The organism is Escherichia sp. KCJ4928, from assembly GCF_004352695.1.
Lineage (GTDB): Bacteria > Pseudomonadota > Gammaproteobacteria > Enterobacterales > Enterobacteriaceae > ECMA0423.
This window is the reverse complement of sequence record NZ_SJWV01000060.1, coordinates 1-22,592: the sequence shown is the minus strand read 5'-3', so window position 1 is coordinate 22,592 and position 22,592 is coordinate 1. Positions and strand designations below refer to the sequence as shown.

At 52.0% G+C, this 22,592-nt stretch carries 22 protein-coding genes; all 22 read left to right on the top strand.

What is annotated here, in order from left to right:
- The first annotated feature begins 86 nt into the window (after positions 1 to 86).
- Positions 87 to 374 carry a type-F conjugative transfer system pilin chaperone TraQ gene (gene traQ / locus E0D98_RS11370; protein WP_032106621.1) on the top strand — a complete coding sequence of 96 codons (288 nt, stop codon included), beginning with the start codon at positions 87 to 89 and terminating at the stop codon, positions 372 to 374.
- The gene (gene trbB / locus E0D98_RS11365) at positions 361 to 906 is read left to right on the top strand and encodes a type-F conjugative transfer system pilin assembly thiol-disulfide isomerase TrbB (protein ID WP_032106629.1); all 546 of its coding nucleotides are present in this window, start codon (positions 361 to 363) and stop codon (positions 904 to 906) included. The genes traQ and trbB overlap by 14 nt, the downstream gene beginning before the upstream one ends.
- The gene (gene trbJ / locus E0D98_RS11360) at positions 836 to 1,183 is read left to right on the top strand and encodes a P-type conjugative transfer protein TrbJ (RefSeq protein WP_071532380.1); all 348 of its coding nucleotides are present in this window, start codon (positions 836 to 838) and stop codon (positions 1,181 to 1,183) included. The genes trbB and trbJ overlap by 71 nt, the downstream gene beginning before the upstream one ends.
- Entirely contained in the window at positions 1,164 to 1,586 is a 423-nt protein-coding gene (gene trbF / locus E0D98_RS11355) for an F-type conjugal transfer protein TrbF (protein ID WP_240723734.1), read from the top strand. The genes trbJ and trbF overlap by 20 nt, the downstream gene beginning before the upstream one ends.
- Complete coding sequence (gene traH / locus E0D98_RS11350) at positions 1,573 to 2,946, top strand: conjugal transfer pilus assembly protein TraH (protein WP_000944332.1); 1,374 nt, start codon at positions 1,573 to 1,575, stop codon at positions 2,944 to 2,946. Before trbF ends, traH begins: the two co-directional genes overlap by 14 nt.
- Complete coding sequence (traG, locus tag E0D98_RS11345; protein WP_131890643.1) at positions 2,943 to 5,729, top strand: conjugal transfer mating-pair stabilization protein TraG; 2,787 nt, start codon at positions 2,943 to 2,945, stop codon at positions 5,727 to 5,729. The genes traH and traG overlap by 4 nt, the downstream gene beginning before the upstream one ends.
- Before the next feature lie 34 nt (positions 5,730 to 5,763).
- Positions 5,764 to 6,273 (top strand): conjugal transfer entry exclusion protein TraS, encoded by a 510-nt coding sequence (gene traS / locus E0D98_RS11340; RefSeq protein WP_050864282.1) that lies wholly within the window; start codon positions 5,764 to 5,766, stop codon positions 6,271 to 6,273.
- A 13-nt stretch (positions 6,274 to 6,286) separates the two neighbouring features.
- Positions 6,287 to 7,018 carry a conjugal transfer complement resistance protein TraT gene (gene traT / locus E0D98_RS11335; protein ID WP_087672649.1) on the top strand — a complete coding sequence of 244 codons (732 nt, stop codon included), beginning with the start codon at positions 6,287 to 6,289 and terminating at the stop codon, positions 7,016 to 7,018.
- A 59-nt stretch (positions 7,019 to 7,077) separates the two neighbouring features.
- Positions 7,078 to 7,338, top strand: a complete 261-nt coding sequence (locus tag E0D98_RS11330; RefSeq protein WP_001077900.1) for a hypothetical protein — start codon at positions 7,078 to 7,080, stop codon at positions 7,336 to 7,338.
- 167 nt (positions 7,339 to 7,505) lie between these two features.
- Positions 7,506 to 8,243 (top strand): hypothetical protein, encoded by a 738-nt coding sequence (locus E0D98_RS11325; RefSeq protein ID WP_050864284.1) that lies wholly within the window; start codon positions 7,506 to 7,508, stop codon positions 8,241 to 8,243.
- Between the two features lie 56 nt (positions 8,244 to 8,299).
- On the top strand, positions 8,300 to 10,453 hold the full coding sequence (gene traD / locus E0D98_RS11320) for a type IV conjugative transfer system coupling protein TraD (protein ID WP_131890640.1): 2,154 nt from the start codon (positions 8,300 to 8,302) through the stop codon (positions 10,451 to 10,453).
- Positions 10,453 to 15,723 carry a conjugative transfer relaxase/helicase TraI gene (gene traI, locus E0D98_RS11315; protein WP_087672647.1) on the top strand — a complete coding sequence of 1,757 codons (5,271 nt, stop codon included), beginning with the start codon at positions 10,453 to 10,455 and terminating at the stop codon, positions 15,721 to 15,723. The genes traD and traI overlap by 1 nt, the downstream gene beginning before the upstream one ends.
- 19 nt (positions 15,724 to 15,742) lie before the next feature.
- Complete coding sequence (gene traX, locus E0D98_RS11310; protein ID WP_047084354.1) at positions 15,743 to 16,489, top strand: type-F conjugative transfer system pilin acetylase TraX; 747 nt, start codon at positions 15,743 to 15,745, stop codon at positions 16,487 to 16,489.
- Between the two features lie 79 nt (positions 16,490 to 16,568).
- On the top strand, positions 16,569 to 16,940 hold the full coding sequence (locus E0D98_RS11305; protein ID WP_085949223.1) for a NirD/YgiW/YdeI family stress tolerance protein: 372 nt from the start codon (positions 16,569 to 16,571) through the stop codon (positions 16,938 to 16,940).
- A 35-nt stretch (positions 16,941 to 16,975) separates the two neighbouring features.
- Positions 16,976 to 17,533 (top strand): fertility inhibition protein FinO, encoded by a 558-nt coding sequence (locus E0D98_RS11300; RefSeq protein ID WP_131890637.1) that lies wholly within the window; start codon positions 16,976 to 16,978, stop codon positions 17,531 to 17,533.
- A gap of 152 nt (positions 17,534 to 17,685) precedes the next feature.
- Positions 17,686 to 17,889, top strand: a complete 204-nt coding sequence (locus E0D98_RS27885) for a hypothetical protein (RefSeq protein ID WP_001336517.1) — start codon at positions 17,686 to 17,688, stop codon at positions 17,887 to 17,889.
- A gap of 742 nt (positions 17,890 to 18,631) precedes the next feature.
- Positions 18,632 to 19,093, top strand: a complete 462-nt coding sequence (locus E0D98_RS11290) for a thermonuclease family protein (protein ID WP_000760086.1) — start codon at positions 18,632 to 18,634, stop codon at positions 19,091 to 19,093.
- 102 nt (positions 19,094 to 19,195) lie between these two features.
- A complete protein-coding gene (locus E0D98_RS11285) occupies positions 19,196 to 19,579 on the top strand; it encodes a hypothetical protein (RefSeq protein WP_001109063.1) in 384 nt (127 codons plus the stop codon).
- Between the two features lie 279 nt (positions 19,580 to 19,858).
- Entirely contained in the window at positions 19,859 to 20,008 is a 150-nt protein-coding gene (locus E0D98_RS11275; protein ID WP_001336447.1) for a Hok/Gef family protein, read from the top strand.
- A gap of 283 nt (positions 20,009 to 20,291) precedes the next feature.
- Positions 20,292 to 20,549, top strand: coding sequence for a replication regulatory protein RepA (locus E0D98_RS11270; RefSeq protein ID WP_047081708.1), 258 nt, complete (start codon positions 20,292 to 20,294; stop codon positions 20,547 to 20,549).
- 235 nt (positions 20,550 to 20,784) lie between these two features.
- Positions 20,785 to 20,859 (top strand): RepA leader peptide Tap, encoded by a 75-nt coding sequence (gene tap / locus E0D98_RS11260; RefSeq protein WP_001365705.1) that lies wholly within the window; start codon positions 20,785 to 20,787, stop codon positions 20,857 to 20,859.
- Positions 20,852 to 21,709: an incFII family plasmid replication initiator RepA gene (gene repA / locus E0D98_RS11255; RefSeq protein ID WP_032209713.1), complete on the top strand. Its 858-nt coding sequence runs from the start codon at positions 20,852 to 20,854 to the stop codon at positions 21,707 to 21,709. The genes tap and repA overlap by 8 nt, the downstream gene beginning before the upstream one ends.
- Positions 21,710 to 22,592 lie beyond the last annotated feature (883 nt).

Here is a 22,592-nt window from a genome sequence, read left to right as displayed (position 1 = left end):
AACCCATAGTATTAAATCCGTGATAATTAACATAACCATGTCTGATTGATGAAATCAGCAATATACTGAATAATGGTGTTTTAAATATGAGAAAATATAAATTCTCTTTACCCCGGCTTGATATTACGGGTATGTGGGTATTTTCCCTGGGGGTCTGGTTTCATATTGTTGCCCGTCTGGTTTACAGAAAACCCTGGGTGGCTTTCTTTCTGGCAGAGCTTATTGCAGCCATTCTCGTTCTGTTTGGCGCATACCAGATACTGGATACATGGATAGCCCGCGTCAGTCAGGAAGAGCGTGAGGCACTGGAAGTCAGACAGCAGTTGTTACTGAGAGAACGGAAGGATAATGATGATGAACATGTTTCCCGTTAAATCGCTGTCCGTTGTCCTGCTTTTTCTGGCCAGCTGTACACAGGCATCCACACGTGCGGAAATCGAGCGACTCTGGCATCCGGAGGGAATGGCCGCACGGACAACTCAGCCGGCAGCAGACGCACTGGCGCGACAGGAGAAAGCAGCAACCCGCTGGTTCCGCCTCAGCAACGGAACTCAGGTCAATCTTGCTGACTGGAAAGTGGTGCTGTTCATGCAGGGGCGATGTCCGTACTGTCACCAGTTTGACCCGGTACTGAAACAGCTGGCGCTGCAGTACGGATTTTCCGTATTTCCCTATACCCTGGATGGTCAGGGTGATACGGCCTTTCCGCAGGCGTTACCTGCACCACCGGATGTACTGAAAACATTCTTCCCGAATATCCCGGTGGCCACACCGACCACCTTCCTGGTTAACGTCAATACGCTTGAAGCGCTGCCGCTTTTACAGGGCGCATCGGATGCTGCCGGTTTTATGGCGCGGATGGATACCGTTCTGCAGATGTACGGAGGGAAAAAAGGTGCGAAATAAGCAGGTGGTGTTACTCATTGCCGGAATATCCGGCATCGCGACCGGAATCATCGTCAGCCTGAATATCCCCTTTATCCGTCAGGGGCTTTTTTATCCCGCCAGCCCTGCAGAAATTGTCGTTTCGCTGTGTCTTACCTTTTCTGTTTCTGTTGTGTTTTTTGTGGGGGCAATTGTGGGATGGATTTCAGTGTCTGAAATATATTACAGCCGCATGAACGGTCTGAATGAATCATCAGAAATATCAGAGGAAACTTATAATGAAAGAAAAAAGAAATGATGCGGAACAAAAAAACAGAAAAACTAAACGGGATTATGATTATGATTATGATTATGATTATGATTATGATTATGAACGCAGGGTTTCTGATATATATTTTGATCTGTTTTTTGTGTTCGTTGCTGCCGGAACTTTTTTATGGGTGATTATGCACAGTATTTTTGATCGCTGTATTGATTCGTGGAACGCGGACCCGAAATTACTTAATTTCCACTATATGTGGAACATCCTGATGTATGTCATTCCGTATACGTTATGGGCGTTTGCAGGTGGATTTCTTATCGTATACGTCAGGAACCCTTTAAATGAATTAATAAACGGGGGGATCAGGATATTCCGGCTGAAACGCCGTATGCGCCGGGAGAACAAATTAAGGGAGGGTGGCAATAATGCTTCGCATTAAACCTCTTCTGGTTCTTTGTGCCGCTTTACTGACGGTCACACCTGCTGCGTCAGCGGATGTGAACAGCGACATGAACCAGTTCTTCAACAAGCTGGGCTTTGCCACCAATACCACCCAGGCCGGAGTCTGGCAGGGGCAGGCTGCCGGGTATGCCTATGGCGGTTCTCTGTATGCCCGTAATCAGGTCAGAAATATCCAGCTTATCTCCATGACACTGCCCGACATCAATGCAGGGTGTGGTGGCATCGATGCCTATCTCGGCTCATTCAGTTTTATTAATGGCGAGCAGCTGCAGCGTTTTGTTAAGCAGATTATGAGTAACGCGATGGGGTACTTTTTTGACCTTGCCCTGCAGACAACGGTGCCCGAAATCAAAACCGCGAAAGACTTCCTGCAGAAGATGGCGAATGACATTAACAGTATGAACCTCAGTAGCTGTCAGGTGGCCCAGGGGATAGTTGGCGGGTTGTTTCCTCAGACGCAGGAGTCGCAGCAGAAGGTCTGCCAGGATATTGCAGGTGAGAGCAATATCTTCGCTGACTGGGCCGCTTCCCGTCAGGGGTGCACGGTCGGAGGGCAGTCTTCTGCGGTGCGTGACAAGGCCAGCGATAAGGACAAGGAGCGGGTACTGAAAAACATCAATATCATCTGGGACTCGCTGTCCAAAAACAGGATGCTTGATGGTAACAAAGAGCTGAAAGAGTTCATTATGACGCTCACAGGTACGCTGATTTTTGGTGAAGACAGTGAGATTACCCCTCTTCCTGCACGAACCACTGACCGCGATATTGTCCGGGCGATTATGGAAGGGGGTACCGCGAAAATTTATCACTGCAATGATTCGGATAAGTGCCTCAAAGTGGTGGCCGATGCGAATGTGACCATCAGCAAGGACAGGGCGCTCAAGTCACAGATAGCGAAACTGCTCACCAGTATTCAGAACAAGGCGCTCAGTGATTCTCCGCTGGCTGAGAACGAAAAAACCTTCATTCAGAGCACCACCATTCCTGTTTTCAGATATCTGGTTGACCCACTGATGCTGGGCGTATCCAACAGTGTTCTCTACCAGCTGACGGACTATATCGGTTACGACATCATGCTCCAGTACATTCAGGAACTGCTTCAGCAGGCCCGGGCGATGATTTCCACCGGGAACTACCCGCAGGCGGTCCTGGACAGTGTGCTCGATAACCTTAATCAGGCGCAGCAACAGATTGCCATTTTCCAGAGCCAGGTGCAGGTCCAGCAGGATGCACTGCTGGTCGTTGACCGTCAGATGAGCTACATGCGCCAGCAGTTGTCTGCCCGTATGCTCAGCCGTTACCAGAATAATTATCACTTCGGGGGAGGCGTACAGTGAACGAGGTCTATGTCATCGCCGGTGGGGAATGGTTACGGAACAACCTGAATGCCATCGCTGCCTTTATGAGTACCCGGACGTGGGATTCCATCGAAAAAATTGCGCTCACCCTGTCTGTTGTTGCTGTGGCGTTTATGTGGGTACAGCGACATAACGTGATGGATTTGCTGGGATGGGTTGCCGTGTTTGTGCTTATCAGTCTGCTGATTAATGTCCGCACATCGGTGCAGATTATTGATAACAGTGACCTGGTTCAGGTTCATCGTGTGGACAATGTACCGGTCGGGCTGGCGATGCCACTTTCTCTGACGACCCGTATCGGGCATGCGATGGTGGCCGGCTATGAGATGGTTTTCGCTCAGCCTGACAGCGCCACCTACAGCAAGACAGGCATGCTGTTCGGGGCGAATCTGATTGTGAAAAGCACCGATTTCCTGTCCCGGAATCCGGAAATCATCAATCTGTTTCAGGACTACGTCCAGAACTGCGTGCTGGGTGATATTTACCTGAACCACAAATACACGCTGGAAGACCTGATGGTGGCTGATGACCCCTATATGGTGATTTTTTCCCGGCCCAGCCCGCTGCGGGGGGTATATGACAGTAATAATAATTTTGTCAGCTGCAAGGATGCGTCGGTCACGCTGAAAGACAAGCTGAATCTTGATACAAAGAGCGGAGGCAAGACCTGGCATTATTATGTGCAGCAGTTATTTGGCGGCAGACCGGACCCTGACCTGTTATTCAGGGAACTGCTCAGTGACAGTTACAGCTATTTCTACGGGGCCAGCCAGTCGGCCAGTCAGATTATGCGTAAGAATGTGACAATAAATGCACTGAAAGAGGGTATCACCAGTAATGCGGCCCGTAACGGTGATACGGCCAGCCTGGTGAGTCTGGCCACCACCTCATCAATGGAGAAACAGCGACTGGCGCACGTCTCTGTCGGACATGTAATAATGCGAAACCTGCCGATGGTCCAGACCATTCTGACCGGAATAACCATTGGTATTTTCCCGCTTCTGGTACTGGCTGCTGCATTTAATAAAATGACACTGCCGGTGCTGAAGGGCTATGTGTTTGCCCTTATGTGGCTGCAGACATGGCCTCTGCTGTACGCCATTCTGAACAGTGCCATGACATTCTATGCGAAGCAGAACGGTGCCCCGGTGGTGTTGTCGGAAGTCTCTCAGATACAGCTGAAATACTCCGACCTGGCATCAACCGCAGGTTATCTCTCAGCGATGATCCCTCCTCTTTCGTGGATGATGGTAAGAGGCCTTGGTGCCGGATTTTCCAGCGTATACAGCCACTTTGCGTCTTCTTCCATCACGCCAACCGCCAGTGCGGCAGGCAGTGTGGTGGATGGTAATTACTCCTACGGCAACATGCAGACGAATAACGTGAACGGCTTCAGCTGGAGCACCAACAGCACCACGTCATTTGGTCAGATGACGCACCAGACCGGTAGTGGGGCAACCGCCACTCAGACCCGTGACGGCAGTATGGTGATGGATGCCAGTGGGGCAATGTCCCGTTTGCCGGTTGGTATTAATGCAACGCGTCAGATTGCAGCAGCGCAACAGGAAATGGCCCGGGAGTCGATGAATAAGGCGGAAAGTGCCCTGCATGGTTTCAGCAGCAGTATTGCCAGTGCCTGGAACACGCTCAGCCAGTTTGGCTCTAACCGGGGAAGTAGTGATTCAGTCACCAGTGGCGCTGACAGTACGATGAGCGCGCAGGATTCCATGATGGCCAGCCGTATGCGCAGTGCGGTGGAAAGCTATGCGAAGGCGCATAATATCAGTAATGAACAGGCGACTCAGGAGCTGGCATCAACAACTTCTAAGTTTTCGTATGGGGGATATGCTGATGCTCATGCTGAATGGGGGATTAAACCTGAAATTCTTGGCGTCGGTGGTGGATTAGGCGTCAGAGGGGGATTCAAGGGGAGTCTTGATCGCACGGATGATGACTCACATTCAGCAAGTAGTGGCAGCAGAGCCAGCCATGATGCCCGTCATGATATTGACGCTAAAGCCAGTAAGGACTTTAAAGAGGCCAGCGATTACTTTATGAATCGTAAGGTCAGTGAATCCGGCAGCCATACGGACAATAATGCTGATTCCCGTGTGGACCAATTGTCTGCAGCCCTGAACTCAGCGAAACAGAGTTACGATCAGTACACAACGAATATGACCCGCAGCCATGAATATGCGGAAATGGCCTCCCGTACTGAAAGTATGAGCGGGCAGATGAGTGAAGACCTGTCACAACAGTTTGCACAGTATGTGATGAAGCGCGCACCGCAGGATGCAGAAGCTATTCTGACAAATACCAGTTCACCGGAGATTGCAGAACGCCGTCGGGCGATGGCGTGGTCTTTTGTGCAGGAACAGGTGCAGCCTGGTGTTGATAATGCCTGGCGTGAATCCCGTGGCGATATCGGTAAAGGAATGGAGAGCGTACCTTCGGGCGGTGGCAGCCAGGATATTATTGCAGACCATCAGGGGCATCAGGGTATTATTGAGCAAAGAACGCAGGACAGTAATATCCGTAACGATGTGAAGCAGCAGGTTGATAATATGGTCACAGAATATCGAGGCAATATCGGGGATACTCAGAGCAGTATACGTAGCGAAGAAAATATTGTAAGAGGGCAGTATTCTGAACTGCAAAATCACCATAAAACAGAGGCATTATCTCAGGATAATAAATATAATGAAGAGCGAGAAAGTCAAAAGATAATACCTGAACCATCAGAAGAGGCTGTGAAAAAATGATTGATGATAAAAAGGAACGACTGAAGGGGCCATTATGATAACTCATTATGATATAAAAATGGAAACTCAAAGGTTAAAGGCTGTTTTGTCTAATGAGGGCGTAAATATACCTCCCTTACTTCAGGTGATAAGACCTGGAGTGTGTGTTTTTTTATTTGTTTTTCTGTGGCCGACATTTGTTCAATTTTTACTATACCATGACTCTCCTAGGTATTCAGGAGTTGATGTATGTATTAGTGGTATGATGGGGTTGATTCTTTTTGTGGCTATTACAAATGGAATGATGCTGTATCTTTCAATTCCAGATAAATTTAGATCTGAGTCTAAGATAGTTATATGTATGTATTCAAAAGCCAAATCATACATATACTCATTCTTGATTGTCTTTTCTTTAATATCGTTTATGCATTCTTTCTTATATGTGTTTACATTGATTGTTTTATATGCTTTATTCCTTTTGCTCTATCTTATTGATATAAGTCGCTATAAATTATCTGGGATTGTTGCAGTTATACAATCATTGAAAAAAGAGTCTGTTAGTTAAAAGGATATTATGGATGAAAACAAAAAAATTGATGATGGTTGCACTGGTTAGTTCCACTCTGGTCCTTTCAGGGTGTGGTGCGATGAGCACAGCAATCAAGAAGCGTAATCTTGAAGTTAAAACTCAGATGAGTGAAACCATCTGGCTGGAGCCTTCCAGTGAACGCACCGTTTTCCTGCAAATCAAAAACACATCTGACAAGGATATGAGCGGATTGCAGGCAAAAATCAGTGATGCCGTTAAAGCCAAAGGCTACCAGGTTGTTAGCTCACCTGACAAGGCATACTACTGGATTCAGGCCAATGTCCTGAAGGCAGACAAAATGGATTTGCGGGAGTCTCAGACCTGGCTGAACAGCGGTTATGAAGGTGCCATTGCCGGTGCAGCATTGGGCACCGGCATCACAGGATATAACTCCAGCTCTGCCGGTGCGGCGCTGGGTGTAGGGATTGCCACAGGGTTGATTGGTATGGCTGCCGATGCAATGGTGGAGGATATCAACTACACCATGATCACGGATGTGCAGATTGCAGAGCGGACAACATCTGAAGTCAGAACTGATAATGTTGCAGCTCTCCGTCAGGGAACCTCCGGTGCAAAAGTGCAGACCAGCACATCAACCGGAAATCAGCATAAATACCAGACCCGTGTGGTATCCAATGCCAACAAGGTTAACCTGAAATTTGAAGAAGCGAAGCCTGTACTGGAAGACCAGCTGGCTAAATCCATCGCGAACATCCTGTAAATTACCCATCCGGCCCGGACAGATTGTACCGGGCCGATATTCCTGCCCCGGATGAATACATGAACCGTGCAGAATCTCGTCTCTCGCAGGTACTCTTTCTGCTGGGCTATGACAGTGAAAAGTATCCTGAGCATGTATGTCGGGAGTTATTAAAAGAACTTTACCGGTTTGCTGATGCAACCGGAGATTCTGAACTGGCCATAGCCTGCCAGAGATACCTGACAGCACTGGAACCGTTCTCTGCATATGAGATCGGCGTAAGCGCAACAGAATATCTTCCTGTGAGTGAATATCCGACCGGACGTCGCAGAAGAAAATAGCTGACGCCTCGCGTTGCTCGTTGTCCAACCCCGGAAAGTAACAAAATAAATTTTGTCACTTCCCGGCGTTTCCGAAATAAATATGAGAACACTGAACGGTTGTGCAAATTCTTTGTGCGACCGTGAAGTGTTGCCGGCGAAGCCGGAAGCTTCCGGAGAAAGTCATTATGACATCAGACAATATCGCTGAATATGTCGGTGAAAATAATCAATTTACTGAGAAGCCTGTAACTGTAACTGAATACTCCCCGGTGATACAGGATAATACAGCAACCACAAAAGATTATCTGTACAGCAATAATATTGATGCTGACCTTTTAGTGGTTATCGGAGGGCTTATTGTTATATTGTTTCTCATGATGCTTGTCATGTGCTTTATTAATTCTCTCAGGCATAAGGAATTAACTGAAATACTGACAAAAATATCTTTTCCTGAGAAATCCGGGAGCAATCCGCTTAAGCCGGAAGAGGGCCGCTGTAATTTGTTGTCCCTGTGTGTGCTGGCTCCGGTATTCTGTACCCCCAAAAAGCTGGCAGAAGTCTCCAGACAGATCATCGTGACCAGTGCGCAGGAAATTGCCTGGACGCCCGGGAGTAGCCGTATTGATGGTGAGCAGGAAGAAAATATTACCTGGTCTCTGTCGTCACAGACTCATGCCGATAAATACGATCGCATCAATAAAACGTCCCGTGTTTCTCCTGACAGTGGCCACGTTTATGAACCGGGCACGGCTCTGGATTATCGTGAACGGGTACGCCTTTTTGTTCAGATCCAGTATTCACACGAGAGTGACTGGTCTGAAATATTGCGCCTGACTGATATCGTGCTGGAAAAAGTTTCTTCCGGCAGACCAGCAGGCGGCTATCACCACCGGTATACAGGGTATACATGGTTTGTTCTGTGAATGTATTCCACACCTCTCTTTTTCTGCTCTGTTCCTGACTTTACCGGAGTTTCATCATGAGTTTTAACGCAAAGGATATGACCCAGGGCGGTCAGATTGCGTCCATGCGTATCCGCATGTTCAGCCAGATCGCCAATATCATGCTTTACTGCCTGTTTATTTTTTTCTGGATACTCGTTGGTCTGGTTTTATGGGTAAAAATAAGCTGGCAGACGTTTGTGAACGGCTGTATTTACTGGTGGTGTACCACGCTGGAAGGCATGCGGGATTTAATCAGGTCCCAGCCGGTCTATGAGATCCAGTATTACGGCAAAACCTTCCGGATGAACGCGGCTCAGGTACTGCATGATAAATATATGATCTGGTGCGGTGAGCAGTTATGGTCGGCATTCGTTCTGGCTTCTGTCGTGGCCCTGGTTATTTGCCTGATCACCTTCTTTGTTGTCTCCTGGATTCTGGGGCGTCAGGGTAAACAACAGAGCGAAAATGAAGTCACAGGTGGTCGTCAGCTGACAGACAATCCGAAAGACGTTGCCCGGATGCTGAAAAAAGACGGCAAGGATTCCGATATCCGGATTGGCGATCTGCCGATTATCCGGGATTCTGAAATCCAGAACTTCTGTCTGCACGGCACGGTCGGGGCCGGTAAGTCGGAAGTTATCCGTCGTCTGGCCAACTACGCCCGTCAGCGCGGTGATATGGTGGTGATTTATGACCGTTCAGGGGAATTTGTTAAAAGTTACTATGATCCCTCCATCGATAAAATCCTGAATCCGCTGGATGCCCGCTGTGCCGCCTGGGATTTGTGGAAGGAGTGCCTGACACAGCCGGATTTTGATAATACAGCGAACACGCTGATCCCGATGGGCACAAAAGAGGACCCGTTCTGGCAGGGTTCAGGACGTACCATTTTTGCGGAAGCGGCGTACCTGATGCGTAATGACCCCAACCGCAGCTACAGCAAACTGGTGGACACACTGCTTTCCATCAAAATTGAAAAACTGCGTACCTTCCTGCGTAATTCACCGGCGGCCAACCTGGTGGAAGAGAAAATCGAAAAAACGGCCATCTCCATCCGTGCCGTGCTGACCAACTACGTGAAAGCTATCCGTTACCTGCAGGGGATTGAGCATAGCGGTGAGTCCTTCACCATCCGTGACTGGATGCGTGGTGTCCGGGAAGATCAGAAAAACGGCTGGCTGTTCATCTCGTCGAATGCCGACACGCATGCCTCCCTGAAGCCGGTGATCTCCATGTGGCTGTCCATTGCCATTCGTGGCCTGCTGGCAATGGGAGAAAACCGTAACCGTCGTGTGTGGTTTTTCTGTGACGAGTTGCCCACGCTGCATAAACTCCCGGACCTGGTGGAGATCCTGCCGGAAGCCCGTAAGTTCGGCGGCTGTTATGTGTTCGGTATCCAGTCCTATGCCCAGCTGGAAGATATCTACGGGGAGAAAGCGGCGGCCACGCTGTTTGATGTCATGAACACCCGTGCCTTTTTCCGTTCCCCGAGCCATAAGATTGCAGAGTTCGCTGCCGGTGAAATTGGTGAGAAAGAGCACCTGAAAGCCAGCGAGCAGTATTCCTACGGTGCTGATCCGGTACGTGACGGGGTATCGACCGGTAAGGATATGGAGCGTCAGACGCTGGTCAGTTATTCCGACATTCAGTCTCTGCCGGATCTGACCTGTTATGTCACCCTGCCCGGACCGTATCCGGCAGTAAAACTCTCCCTGAAATATCAGGCACGACCGAAGGTTGCTCCGGAGTTTATTCCGCGTGACATCAACCCGGAAATGGAGAACCGTCTGAGTGCCGTACTTGCCGCAAGGGAAGCAGAAGGTCGTCAGATGGCCAGCCTCTTCGAACCGGATGTCCCGGAGGTTGTTTCCGGAGAAGACGTGACTCGGGCTGAACAGCCGCAACAGCCGGTGTCTCCTGCCATCAACGATAAGAAGTCAGATGCAGGTGTGAATGTTCCGGCAGGGGGGATCGAGCAGGAGCTGAAAATGAAACCGGAAGAAGTGATGGAACAGCAACTGCCACCCGGGATCAGTGAATCCGGTGAAGTGGTGGATATGGCCGTTTATGAGGCATGGCAACGGGAGCAGAATCCGGATATCCAGCAGCAGATGCAGCGCCGTGAAGAGGTAAATATCAACGTGCACCGGGAGCGCGGGGAGGATGTTGAGCCGGGAGATGATTTCTGATGTTGAGTTTCAGCGTTGTTAAATCGGCAGGCAGTGCCGGAAACTATTACACCGACAAGGATAATTACTATGTGCTGGGTAGCATGGGGGAACGCTGGGCGGGCAAGGGGGCTGAACAGCTTGGGCTGCAGGGCAGTGTTGATAAGGATGTCTTTACCCGTCTTCTGGAGGGGAAGCTGCCGGACGGAGCGGATTTAAGCCGTATGCAGGATGGCAGTAATAAGCATCGTCCCGGCTACGACCTGACCTTCTCCGCCCCCAAAAGTGTCTCCATGATGGCCATGTTAGGTGGCGATAAGCGCCTGATTGATGCACATAATCAGGCCGTGGATTTTGCTGTCCGTCAGGTGGAGGCGCTGGCTTCCACACGGGTGATGACGGACGGACAGTCAGAAACGGTACTGACCGGTAATCTGGTGATGGCACTGTTTAACCACGACACCAGTCGCGATCAGGACCCACAGTTACACACGCATGCGGTGGTGGCTAATGTCACGCAGCATAACGGCGAATGGAAGACACTGAGCAGTGATAAAGTGGGGAAAACCGGTTTTTCCGAGAACGTGCTCGCGAACCGTATTGCGTTCGGGAAAATATATCAGAGTGAGCTACGTCAGCGCGTTGAGGCGCTGGGCTATGAAACTGAAGTGGTGGGTAAGCACGGTATGTGGGAAATGCCGGGCGTACCGGTGGAGGCCTTTTCCGGACGCTCACAGGCTATCCGGGCGGCCGTCGGGGAGGACGCCTCGCTGAAATCCCGGGATGTGGCGGCACTGGATACGCGAAAATCCAAACAGCACGTCGATCCTGAAGTCAGAATGGCTGAATGGATGCAGACGCTGAAGGAAACCGGGTTCGACATCCGGGCGTATCGTGACGCGGCGGACCAACGGGCGGAGACCCGCACGCAGACACCCGGACCCGCTTCACAGGACGGGCCGGATGTGCAGCAGGCGGTGACACAGGCCATTGCCGGATTAAGTGAACGAAAAGTGCAGTTCACGTATACGGACGTGCTGGCCAGGACGGTCGGTATACTGCCGCCGGAAAATGGTGTGATTGAGCGGGCACGCGCCGGTATCGATGAGGCCATCAGCCGTGAGCAGCTTATCCCCCTCGATCGTGAGAAGGGGCTGTTCACGTCCGGGATTCATGTGCTCGATGAGCTGTCCGTCCGGGCACTCAGTCGTGACATCATGAAACAGAACCGGGTGACTGTACATCCGGAGAAAAGTGTTCCCCGGACTGCCGGTTACAGCGATGCGGTCAGTGTTCTGGCACAGGACCGTCCGTCGCTGGCTATTGTGTCCGGGCAGGGCGGTGCAGCCGGGCAGCGTGAGCGGGTGGCTGAACTGGTCATGATGGCCCGGGAGCAGGGGCGGGAGGTGCAGATTATCGCTGCTGACCGTCGCTCGCAGATGAACCTGAAGCAGGATGAACGGCTGTCGGGTGAACTGATAACCGGACGTCGTCAGTTGCTGGAAGGCATGGCCTTCACGCCGGGCAGTACCGTTATCGTCGACCAGGGCGAAAAACTCTCCCTGAAAGAGACGTTAACCCTGCTGGACGGTGCCGCACGTCATAACGTACAGATCCTGATAACCGACAGCGGGCAGCGAACCGGTACAGGCAGTGCGCTGATGGCCATGAAGGATGCCGGGGTGAACATATATCGCTGGCAGGGGGGAGAGCAGCGACCGGCAACCATCATCAGTGAACCGGACCGTAATGTCCGCTATGCCCGGCTGGCCGGAGATTTTGCGGCCAGCGTGAAAGCCGGAGAAGAGAGCGTGGCACAGGTCAGCGGGGTACGGGAACAGGCCATACTGACACAGGCCATTCGCAGTGAGCTGAAAACACAGGGCGTGCTCGGACACCCGGAGGTAACCATGACCGCCCTGTCACCGGTCTGGCTGGACAGCCGGAGCCGTTATCTGCGGGATATGTACCGCCCCGGGATGGTGATGGAGCAGTGGAACCCGGAGACACGCAGTCATGACCGCTATGTGATAGACCGGGTGACGGCGCAGAGTCACAGCCTGACCCTGCGGGATGCGCAGGGTGAAACGCAGGTGGTGCGTATTTCTTCTCTGGACAGCAGCTGGTCGTTGTTCCGGCCGGAAAAAATGCCGGTGGCAGACGGCGAGCGTCTGAGGGTGACAGGGAAAATTCCCGGACTCCGCGTCTCCGGCGGTGACCGCCTGCAGGTGGCATCCGTCAGTGAAGATGCGATGACGGTTGTTGTGCCGGGGCGGGCTGAACCGGCCTCCCTGCCTGTGGCTGATTCACCATTCACGGCACTGAAGCTGGAGAGCGGCTGGGTGGAAACGCCCGGGCATTCCGTCAGTGACAGTGCGAAGGTTTTTGCCTCCGTCACACAGATGGCAATGGACAACGCCACCCTGAACGGTCTGGCCCGCAGCGGTCGTGATGTCCGGCTGTATTCCTCGCTGGATGAAACCCGTACTGCAGAAAAACTTGCCCGCCATCCCTCCTTTACGGTGGTTTCTGAGCAGATAAAGGCGCGTGCCGGTGAGACATTGCTGGAAAGTGCCATCAGTCATCAGAAGTCCGCACTTCACACGCCGGCACAGCAGGCCATTCATCTGGCCCTTCCTGTGCTGGAAAGTAAAAACCTGGCCTTCAGCCATGTGGACCTGCTGACAGAGGCGAAGTCGTTTGCTGCAGAAGGAACCGGTTTTACTGAACTGGGAGGGGAAATCAATGCGCAGATAAAACGCGGTGATTTACTGCATGTGGATGTGGCTAAAGGCTATGGCACAGGCCTGCTGGTTTCCCGTGCGTCGTATGAGGCAGAAAAGAGCATTCTTCGCCATATTCTCGAAGGTAAGGAGGCGGTCACGCCGCTGATGGAGAGGGTACCCGGCGAACTCATGGAGACACTGACGTCGGGGCAGCGTGCCGCCACCCGCATGATACTGGAAACGTCCGACCGTTTCACGGTGGTGCAGGGTTATGCCGGTGTGGGTAAGACCACACAGTTCCGGGCGGTGATGTCAGCCGTGAACATGCTGCCGGAGAGTGAGCGTCCCCGTGTCGTTGGGCTGGGGCCCACGCACCGTGCGGTCGGGGAGATGCGCAGCGCCGGCGTGGATGCACAGACACTGGCGTCCTTTCTGCATGACACGCAGCTGCAGCAGCGCAGCGGAGAAACGCCGGATTTCAGCAACACGCTGTTCCTGCTCGATGAGAGCTCAATGGTGGGCAATACCGACATGGCACGGGCATACGCCCTGATTGCGGCCGGTGGTGGTCGTGCCGTGGCCAGCGGTGACACGGACCAGCTGCAGGCCATCGCGCCCGGTCAGCCTTTCCGTCTCCAGCAGACGCGCAGTGCTGCCGATGTGGCCATCATGAAGGAGATTGTGCGTCAGACGCCGGAACTGCGGGAGGCGGTATACAGCCTGATTAACCGGGATGTGGAAAGGGCACTGTCCGGGCTTGAGAGTGTGAAACCGTCTCAGGTGCCACGTCAGGAGGGTGCATGGGCACCGGAGCACTCCGTGACGGAGTTCAGTCACAGCCAGGAAGCGAAACTGGCAGAAGCGCAGCAGAAGGCGATGCTGAAAGGCGAGGCTTTCCCGGATGTTCCCATGACACTGTATGAAGCCATTGTCCGCGACTATACCGGCAGGACACCGGAAGCACGGGAGCAGACGCTGATTGTCACGCACCTGAATGAGGACCGGCGCGTACTGAACAGCATGATTCATGATGCACGGGAAAAGGCCGGTGAGCTGGGGAAAGAGCAGGTCATGGTGCCTGTCCTGAACACAGCGAATATACGTGACGGAGAACTGCGTCGTCTCTCCACCTGGGAGAATAACCCGGATGCCCTTGCCCTGGTGGATAGTGTGTATCACCGGATTGCCGGTATCAGCAGGGATGACGGGCTGATAACCCTGGAGGATGCGGAAGGTAACACGCGGCTGATTTCGCCCCGGGAGGCGGTGGCTGAAGGCGTCACACTGTACACCCCGGACACCATCCGGGTGGGGACCGGTGACCGGATGCGCTTCACGAAGAGTGACCGGGAGCGCGGTTATGTGGCCAACAGCGTCTGGACGGTGACAGCGGTTTCCGGTGACAGTGTCACGCTGTCGGACGGACAGCAGACCCGGGTGATTCGCCCCGCTCAGGAGCGGGCAGAGCAACATATTGACCTTGCCTATGCCATCACCGCTCACGGTGCACAGGGGGCAAGTGAAACCTTTGCCATCGCGCTTGAAGGCACGGAAGGTGGCCGGAAACAGATGGCCGGCTTTGAGTCAGCCTATGTGGCCCTGTCGCGTATGAAGCAGCATGTGCAGGTGTACACCGATAACCGTCAGGGCTGGACGGATGCCATCAGCAAAGCCGTACAGAAAGGAACGGCCCACGATGTGCTGGAGCCGGGGGCTGACCGGGAGGTCATGAATGCAGAGCGGTTGTTCAGTACGGCACGGGAGCTGCGGGATGTGGCAGCTGGCCGTGCTGTTCTCCGCCAGGCGGGACTGGCCGGGGGCGACAGTCCGGCACGGTTTATTGCACCGGGGCGCAAATATCCGCAGCCGTATGTGGCTCTGCCGGCTTTTGACCGTAACGGCAAGTCCGCCGGTATCTGGCTGAACCCACTGACCACGGATGACGGAAACGGGCTGCGGGGATTCAGCGGTGAAGGCCGGGTGAAAGGCAGCGGGGATGCGCAGTTTGTGGCCCTGCAGGGCAGCCGTAACGGCGAGAGCCTGCTGGCTGATAATATGCAGGATGGTGTCCGGATTGCCCGTGATAACCCCGACAGCGGTGTGGTGGTGAGAATCGCCGGTGAAGGTCGTCCGTGGAATCCCGGTGCCATCACCGGTGGTCGCGTGTGGGGGGATATCCCGGACAACAGCGTCCAGCCGGGGGCCGGAAACGGTGAGCCGGTCACGGCAGAGGTGCTGGCACAGCGGCAGGCTGAAGAGGCCATCCGTCGTGAAACGGAACGCCGTGCGGATGAGATTGTCAGAAAAATGTCAGAGGAAAAACCTGACCAGCCGGACGGTAAAACAGAGCAGGCTGTCAGGGCTATTGCCGGGCAGGAGCAGGACAGGGCTTCGTCATCAGAACGGGAAACTGCGCTGCCGGAAAGTGTGCTGCGTGAGTCTCAACGGGTGCAGGACGCTGTCCGGGAGGTTGCCCGGGAAAATCTGCTGCAGGAGCGACTTCAGCAGATGGAGCGGGATATGGTCCGTGACCTGCAGAAAGAGAAAACCCTGGGCGGAGACTGATACAGGAAGACAAACGCTGATGACAACGGATAACACGAACACGGCACGTAACGATTCACTGGCTGCCCGGACCGGTACCTGGCTGCAGTCGTTGCTGGTCTGGTCACCCGGACAGCGGGATATCATCAAAACGGTGGCACTGGTGCTGATGGTGCTGGACCATGCAAACCGCATTCTGCATCTGGAGCAGACGTGGATGTTTCTGGCCGGGCGGGGCGCGTTTCCGCTGTTTGCGCTGGTCTGGGGACTGAATCTGTCCCGTCATGCGCATATCCGGCAGTCGGCCATTAACCGCCTGTGGGGATGGGCTGTTGTGGCGCAGTTCGGGTACTTTCTGGCGGGATATCCGTGGTATGAGGGCAATATTCTGTTTGCCTTTGCGGTGGCAGCACAGATGCTGAAATGGTGTGAATATCACTCGCTGGTATGGTCAGTCAGTGCACTTACACTTCTGGTTCTCTGGTTCCCGTTATCTTCCACCAGTTACGGTGCTGTCGGGATCATATTACTGATGCTCTGTCACAGGATATACAGGACGACGCACCTTTCTGTACGGAGCATGCTGGCGCTTTGTCTTTTCCCGGTCGTTGCTCTCGTTAACCTGCAGGACAGCGTGACTGCCGCTGTCAGTGGTGTGTTAGTGACATACATGGTCGTCAGGATGGTCTCCGGTATCCGGTGGCCTGCTGCCCGTTTCTGGCCGGCAGACTTTTTCCCGGTATTTTATGTCTGTCATCTCGCTGTGCTGGGAGTGATGGCCCTGTAGCAGGAAGCGCAAGAAAGCGGATGAACTGTGAAAGTCTTTTTGTTTAAATCAGAGCGCATTCAGGAAAAAACAGGAGCAGATGATGAAAAAAATATTACTGGTGGCAGCCATTACGGGAATGTTCGTTCAGGGGGTATGGGCAAAATCAGATCAGCAAATCCGGGATGAGGCTAAAAATAATGTGATCACTGTTTCTCAGGTGAGTGGCATGACGGAGGGGACCGGTGTGACGCTGAATGGTCAGATAGTGAAGCAACTGGCAGCCGAAGAGGATCATTTTGAACTCAGTGATGCATCAGGAAGTATTGTCATTGATGTCGATGATGAAGTATGGCGCCCGCTGGCCCTGAAAGCCGGAGATAAAGTTCAGGTTGTGGGAGAAGTGGATATTTCTGATGAGGGAAACCGGAAAGCCACGGTGGATGTACTGACTCTTGAGCGTCTTCGCTGATATGAACAACGGATACCGGTGAGGGCAGGTGAGTTATGACAGAGCAGAAACGGCCAGTACTGACACTGAAACGAAGAACCGACGTGGAAACACCGACCCGGAGCCGGAAAACCATCATCAATGTCACCACGCCACCAAAATGGAAGGTGAAAAAGCAGAAACTGGCGGAGAAGGCTGCCCGGGAAGCAGAGCTGGCGGCGAAGAAAGCACAGGCCAGACAGGCGCTGTCCATTTATCTGACGCTGCCCTCGCTGGATGAGGCGGTGAACACTCTGAAACCCTGGTGGCCGGGATTGTTTGACGGTAACACGCCCCGGCTTCTTGCCTGCAGTATCCGGGAGGTTTTACTGGATGAGGTGTCTCAGCGAAATATCCCGCTCTCTCATAAAAAACTCAGCCGGGCGCTGAAAGCCATCACCCGTTCGGAAAGTTATCTGTGCGCAATGAAAGCCGGCGCCTGCCGCTATGATACGGAAGGCTATGTGACAGAACATATCACACAGGAAGAAGAACAGTATGCGCAGGCGCGCCTGGAAAAGGTGCGCAGACAGAACCGGATCAAGGATGAGCTGCGGGCGATCCTGGCTGAATAATAAAAACGCCCTCTGTATGACAGAGGGCAACAGCGAAAAAATCGGGAAAACAGACATCCAGAGTTTTGATGGAGAAAAACACCCAACCGTTCAGGGATGTTTCATAATGTTTCTGACATAATCCGGGAGCCGGGTCAAGGGGGGGATAAAAAATGGCTGTATCCAGTGGATTATCTGAGCACAGCGGTATTTATCGCTATCAGCGCGTGGGGCGTCATGCCGTCCGTCAGGAGATTCGTGGCTTTTTCAGGGAAGCGGCAGAGGCCTGGCAGAATGCGGCCCGGCTGGCACCCTGTGAGGCATGGCGGGATTTTGCCCTGAAGAGGGCATCTGCATGCCGGTGTAAGTGCCGATAAAAATAACCCCCGTCGCGGAGCTCCGGGGGATCAGGCTTATATGGCAGATCGTTATTATTATTATAGTGGTGTAAGAAGGAGTTGCCCTGTCTTTCAAACGGACATCACAGAATTAACATATTTCACCTCCCGGGTAAGCCAGCAGGGATAAAAAATGTGATGAATTTCAAGAAGCAGGAGGTGACAGTGGCATGCATAACAGCAGGGTTATCCGGTGAATCTGACAGACAGCCGGGCTGTATTCGCGGCAGGATAAAGAAAAACCGGGAGATGACTCTCCCGGTCCGTCTTATCGCTAATCCCCTGAGCAGGGCATGTATGACTTATCTATGACCATTATATTCAGCGCCACATCCGGTAGCCTGCGATATAACACAGTTATCCTATCAGCAAGAGCAGGTATGATGAATACACGGAGATTAAAAATATAATCTCCGTCACATGTTACCCCCGGAAACCGGTAACGCCGTCACGGGAAATACGTGACAGAAAAAGCAGCCTCCGTTACTCCAGGTATCAGAAGGCTGAATAATGCATGAGACTTTCTTTCTTATGTGTCTGGTCAGGCTGGCTGACCAGCGTTTTTAGTAACACATAGCCATATGTGTATTAAGGCACCTCATCTTATTTTGTCGAATTGATCACAATTCAACGGTTTATTTTTGGCGTGATACGTGAGCCGTTATTCATCCCGGCATGGAATTCATGCAATCACGAAAAGTAATCAGTGACGGAGAGTAAAATGAAGAAATATATACCAGTGGTATTATTTGTTTTTTCATGTCAGGTTTTTTCTGCTGATATTCATGGACGGGTCGTGCGTGTTCTGGATGGCGATACCATTGACGTCATGTTATCTCAGCATCCGGTGCGTGTCCGTCTTGTTAATATTGATGCACCTGAAAAGAAACAGGAATATGGACGGTGGTCTGAAAAAATAATGAAATCTCTGGTTGCGGGAAAAACGGTTACTGTCACATATTTTCAGCGAGATCGTTATGGTCGTATTCTCGGGCAGGTTTATGCACCAGACGGAATGAATGTTAATCAGTTTATGGTCCGTGCAGGCGCTGCATGGGTTTATGAGCAGTACAACACCGATCCTGTTCTTCCCGTCCTGCAGGGAGAAGCTCGACAGCAGAAACGTGGTCTGTGGGCAGACAGCGCTCCTGTTCCGCCCTGGGTATGGCGCTCACGGAAATAATGATATTTCTGTGGCTATTGAGTTCTCATTGAAATGCGATATTTAAAAGCATGAAGCATATTACATTATTAACTTATTTCTCTGTTAATGAAAGGTGAACAAATGAACTATCAGGCAGTATCAGAATTAATCACATCGTCTAATCATAATGTTCTTATAGTGGGGGACTCAGCTTCTGAAGTTGATGGTTTTTTAAATAAACTGAATATCACTGATTATAAGTATTATGATTTCAGCCAGATTTACAGTTGTTCTGACAGAACATTAAATGATTATGCGGTTATTTTTATCAGGGATGCACTGAACGCCAGTGAGCATATTATTATTTTTAATTGTACAGGATGGCCTGATTTGAATAATGAATCTGCCGTCATGCAGTTTGCCAGAGTGGCACGAAAATCAGGAAAACAACTGATAGTCGCAGTGAGAGAACAGGATATGAAAAAAATGGAAGCAGAGTTTGGAAGGATCATAAAAATCCACTGACGCCTTCGCGTTGCTCAGTTGTCCAACCCCGGAGACGGGAAAAAGCAAGTTTTCCCCGTCCCCGGCGTTTCTGTAGTGAAAAGCGGGAAATGGAGGGAATAGTCAGCAACAGGGAATGTGGTATTATCGCGGCGGGTGTCTGAGCCTTTCTGGTTCAGGCAAGACGCAGGTACCAGAAATGCGAAGACCCCACTTGTTAATCCATTAACTCGTGAGGCCTGCATGAAGTACTTGAACACTACTGATTGTAGCCTCTTCCTTGCAGAGAGGTCAAAGTTTATGACGAAATATACCCTAATTGGGTTGCTCGCCGTGTGCGCCACGGTGTTGTGTTTTTCACTGATATTCAGGGAACGGTTATGTGAGCTGAATATTCACAGGGGAAATACAGTGGTGCAGGTAACTCTGGCCTACGAAGCACGGAAGTAAGCTGCCGGGCGGGGACGGAAGTCCCCGCTTTCCGGAAGTGTGAGGTATTTCAGGGGCAGACACCCGACATGCCAGAAACAGCCGGTCCCGCCCGGGGCCGGCACCCAGGTTAAGGCATTTCCAGCTTTTCAGTCATTTCATTATCAAAATCACATTAAACGGTCGTAATCAGACATGATTTGTGCGCCAACACAGATCATCGTCACAACTTTCAAGTCGCTGATTTCAAAAAACTGTAGTATCCTCTGCGAAACGATCCCTGTTTGAGAATTGAGGAGGCGAGATGTCGCAGACAGAAAATACAGTGACTTCCTCATCTGGCGCAAAACGAGCATACAGAAAGGGTAAACCTTTGAGTGAAGCAGAACGACAGAGAGCAGCTTCTGCGCGCAAACGATCTGTATGTAAAGAGATCAAGGTTTTCGTCAGACCAGAGCTAAAAAACTACCTTACCAGTCTGTGCGCAGAGGAAGGGGTAACTCAGGCAGAGTTGATAGAAAGGCTTATCGAGAAAGAGGTCTGTCACCGGAATATGATGTGATGGGATCACATTCTTGCTAGTTTTTTCTGTCAGTGCTAGATTACTGATCGTTTAAGGAATTTTGTGGCTGGCCACGCCGTAAGGTGGCAGGGAACTGGTTCTGATGTGGATTTACAGGAGCCAGAAAAGTGAAAACCCCGATAATCTTCAGCAAGTTTGGCGACTAAGAGAAGATTAACGGGGCCATCTAAAAACCGTATAGCCAACAATTCAGCTATGCGGGGAGTATAGTTATATGCCCGGAAAAGTTCAAGACTTCTTTCTGTGCTCGCTCCTTCTGCGCATTGTAAGTGCAGGATGGTGTGACTGATCTTCAACAAACGTATTACCGCCAGGTAAAGAACCCGAATCCGGTGTTTACACCCCGTGAAGGTGCAGGAACGCTGAAGTTCTGCGAAAAACTGATGGAAAAGGCGGTGGGCTTCACCTCCCGTTTTGATTTCGCCATTCATGTGGCGCATGCCCGTTCGCGTGGTCTGCGTCGACGCATGCCGCCGGTACTGCGTCGACGGGCCATTGATGCGCTGCTGCAGGGGCTGTGTTTCCACTATGACCCGCTGGCCAACCGCGTCCAGTGCTCCATCACCACACTGGCCATTGAGTGCGGACTGGCGACAGAGTCTGCTGCCGGAAAACTCTCCATCACTCGTGCCACCCGTGCCCTGACGTTCCTGTCAGAGCTGGGGTTGATTACCTACCAGACGGAATATGACCCGCTTATCGGGTGCTACATTCCGACCGACATCACGTTCACACCGGCACTGTTTGCCGCTCTCGATGTGTCTGAGGTGGCGGTGGCTTCCGCACGCCGCAGTCGTGTGGAATGGGAAAACAGACAGCGCAAGAAGCAGGGACTGGATGCACTGGGTATGGATGAACTGATAGCGAAAGCCTGGCGTTTTGTGCGTGAGCGTTTCCGCAGTTACCAGACAGAGCTTAAGTCCCGTGGAATAAAACGTGCCCGTGCGCGTCGTGATGCGAACAGGGAACGTCAGGATATCGTCACCCTGGTGAAACGGCAGCTGACGCGTGAAATCTCGGTAGGGCGCTTCACTGCTAATGGTGAGGCGGTAAAACGCGAAGTGGAGCGTCGTGTGAAGGAGCGCATGATTCTGTCACGTAACCGTAATTACAGCCGGCTGGCCACAGCTTCTCCCTGAAAGTGACCTCCTCAGAATAATCCGGCCCGCGCCGGAGGCATTCGCACGCCTGAAGCCCGTCAGTGCACAAAAAATCAGCACCGCATACAAAAAACAACCTCACCATCCACCTTCAGGCGCATCCGGTTCCCCCTGTTTTTAATACAAAATACGCCTCAGCGACGGGGAATTTTGCTTATCCACATTTAACTGCAAGGGACTTCCCCATAAAGTTACAACCGTTCATGTCATAAAGCGCCAGCCGCCAGTCTTACAGGGTGCAATGTATCTTTTAAACACCTGTTTGTATCTCCTTTAAACTACTTAATTACATTCATTTAAAAAGAAAACCTGTTCACTGCCTGTCCTGTGGACAGACAGATATGCACCTCCCACCGCAAGCGGCGGGCCCCGACCGGAGCCACTTTAGTTACAACATTCAAATGCAACCACAGGGAAAACCCCGGTCCAACGAAGAACCGAAACCACAAAGCCCCTCCCTCATAACTGAAAAGCGCCGCCGCCCCGGCCCGAAGGGCCGGAACAGAGTCGCTTTTAATTATGAATGTTGTAACTAAGCACCGTCATTGCTGTCAGTCTTCTGGCTGGACGTATTGAGTACACGCTCGTAAGCGGCCCTGACGGCCCGCTAACGCGGAGATACGCCCCGACTTCGGGTAAACCCTCGTCGGGACCACTCCGACCGCGCACAAAAGCTCTCTCATGGCTGAAAGCGGATATGGTCTGGCAGGGCTGGGGATGGGTAAGGTGAAATCTATCAATCAGTACCGGCTGACGCCGGGCTTCGGCGGTTTTACTCCGGTATCACATGTAACCATAGCGTGCCGCCTTCCATGCCGCTGGCGCGGCATATCATGGTGACGATATCTGAATAATTATATAC

What these genes read in the sequence shown, in the direction of transcription:
- E0D98_RS11330 (WP_001077900.1), top strand. Translation starts at nt 7,078, where the DNA reads ATGAACCGTGCAGAATCTCGTCTCTCGCAGGTACTCTTTCTGCTGGGC.
- E0D98_RS11270 (WP_047081708.1), top strand. Translation starts at nt 20,292, where the DNA reads ATGTCGCAGACAGAAAATACAGTGACTTCCTCATCTGGCGCAAAACGA.
- traH (WP_000944332.1), top strand. Translation starts at nt 1,573, where the DNA reads ATGCTTCGCATTAAACCTCTTCTGGTTCTTTGTGCCGCTTTACTGACG.
- traX (WP_047084354.1), top strand. Translation starts at nt 15,743, where the DNA reads ATGACAACGGATAACACGAACACGGCACGTAACGATTCACTGGCTGCC.
- traI (WP_087672647.1), top strand. Translation starts at nt 10,453, where the DNA reads ATGTTGAGTTTCAGCGTTGTTAAATCGGCAGGCAGTGCCGGAAACTAT.
- traS (WP_050864282.1), top strand. Translation starts at nt 5,764, where the DNA reads ATGATAACTCATTATGATATAAAAATGGAAACTCAAAGGTTAAAGGCT.
- trbJ (WP_071532380.1), top strand. Translation starts at nt 836, where the DNA reads ATGCTGCCGGTTTTATGGCGCGGATGGATACCGTTCTGCAGATGTACG.
- E0D98_RS11300 (WP_131890637.1), top strand. Translation starts at nt 16,976, where the DNA reads ATGACAGAGCAGAAACGGCCAGTACTGACACTGAAACGAAGAACCGAC.
- E0D98_RS11285 (WP_001109063.1), top strand. Translation starts at nt 19,196, where the DNA reads ATGAACTATCAGGCAGTATCAGAATTAATCACATCGTCTAATCATAAT.
- E0D98_RS11275 (WP_001336447.1), top strand. Translation starts at nt 19,859, where the DNA reads ATGACGAAATATACCCTAATTGGGTTGCTCGCCGTGTGCGCCACGGTG.
- traD (WP_131890640.1), top strand. Translation starts at nt 8,300, where the DNA reads ATGAGTTTTAACGCAAAGGATATGACCCAGGGCGGTCAGATTGCGTCC.
- traT (WP_087672649.1), top strand. Translation starts at nt 6,287, where the DNA reads ATGAAAACAAAAAAATTGATGATGGTTGCACTGGTTAGTTCCACTCTG.
- traQ (WP_032106621.1), top strand. Translation starts at nt 87, where the DNA reads ATGAGAAAATATAAATTCTCTTTACCCCGGCTTGATATTACGGGTATG.
- trbF (WP_240723734.1), top strand. Translation starts at nt 1,164, where the DNA reads ATGAAAGAAAAAAGAAATGATGCGGAACAAAAAAACAGAAAAACTAAA.
- E0D98_RS27885 (WP_001336517.1), top strand. Translation starts at nt 17,686, where the DNA reads ATGGCTGTATCCAGTGGATTATCTGAGCACAGCGGTATTTATCGCTAT.
- trbB (WP_032106629.1), top strand. Translation starts at nt 361, where the DNA reads ATGTTTCCCGTTAAATCGCTGTCCGTTGTCCTGCTTTTTCTGGCCAGC.
- E0D98_RS11290 (WP_000760086.1), top strand. Translation starts at nt 18,632, where the DNA reads ATGAAGAAATATATACCAGTGGTATTATTTGTTTTTTCATGTCAGGTT.
- E0D98_RS11325 (WP_050864284.1), top strand. Translation starts at nt 7,506, where the DNA reads ATGACATCAGACAATATCGCTGAATATGTCGGTGAAAATAATCAATTT.
- E0D98_RS11305 (WP_085949223.1), top strand. Translation starts at nt 16,569, where the DNA reads ATGATGAAAAAAATATTACTGGTGGCAGCCATTACGGGAATGTTCGTT.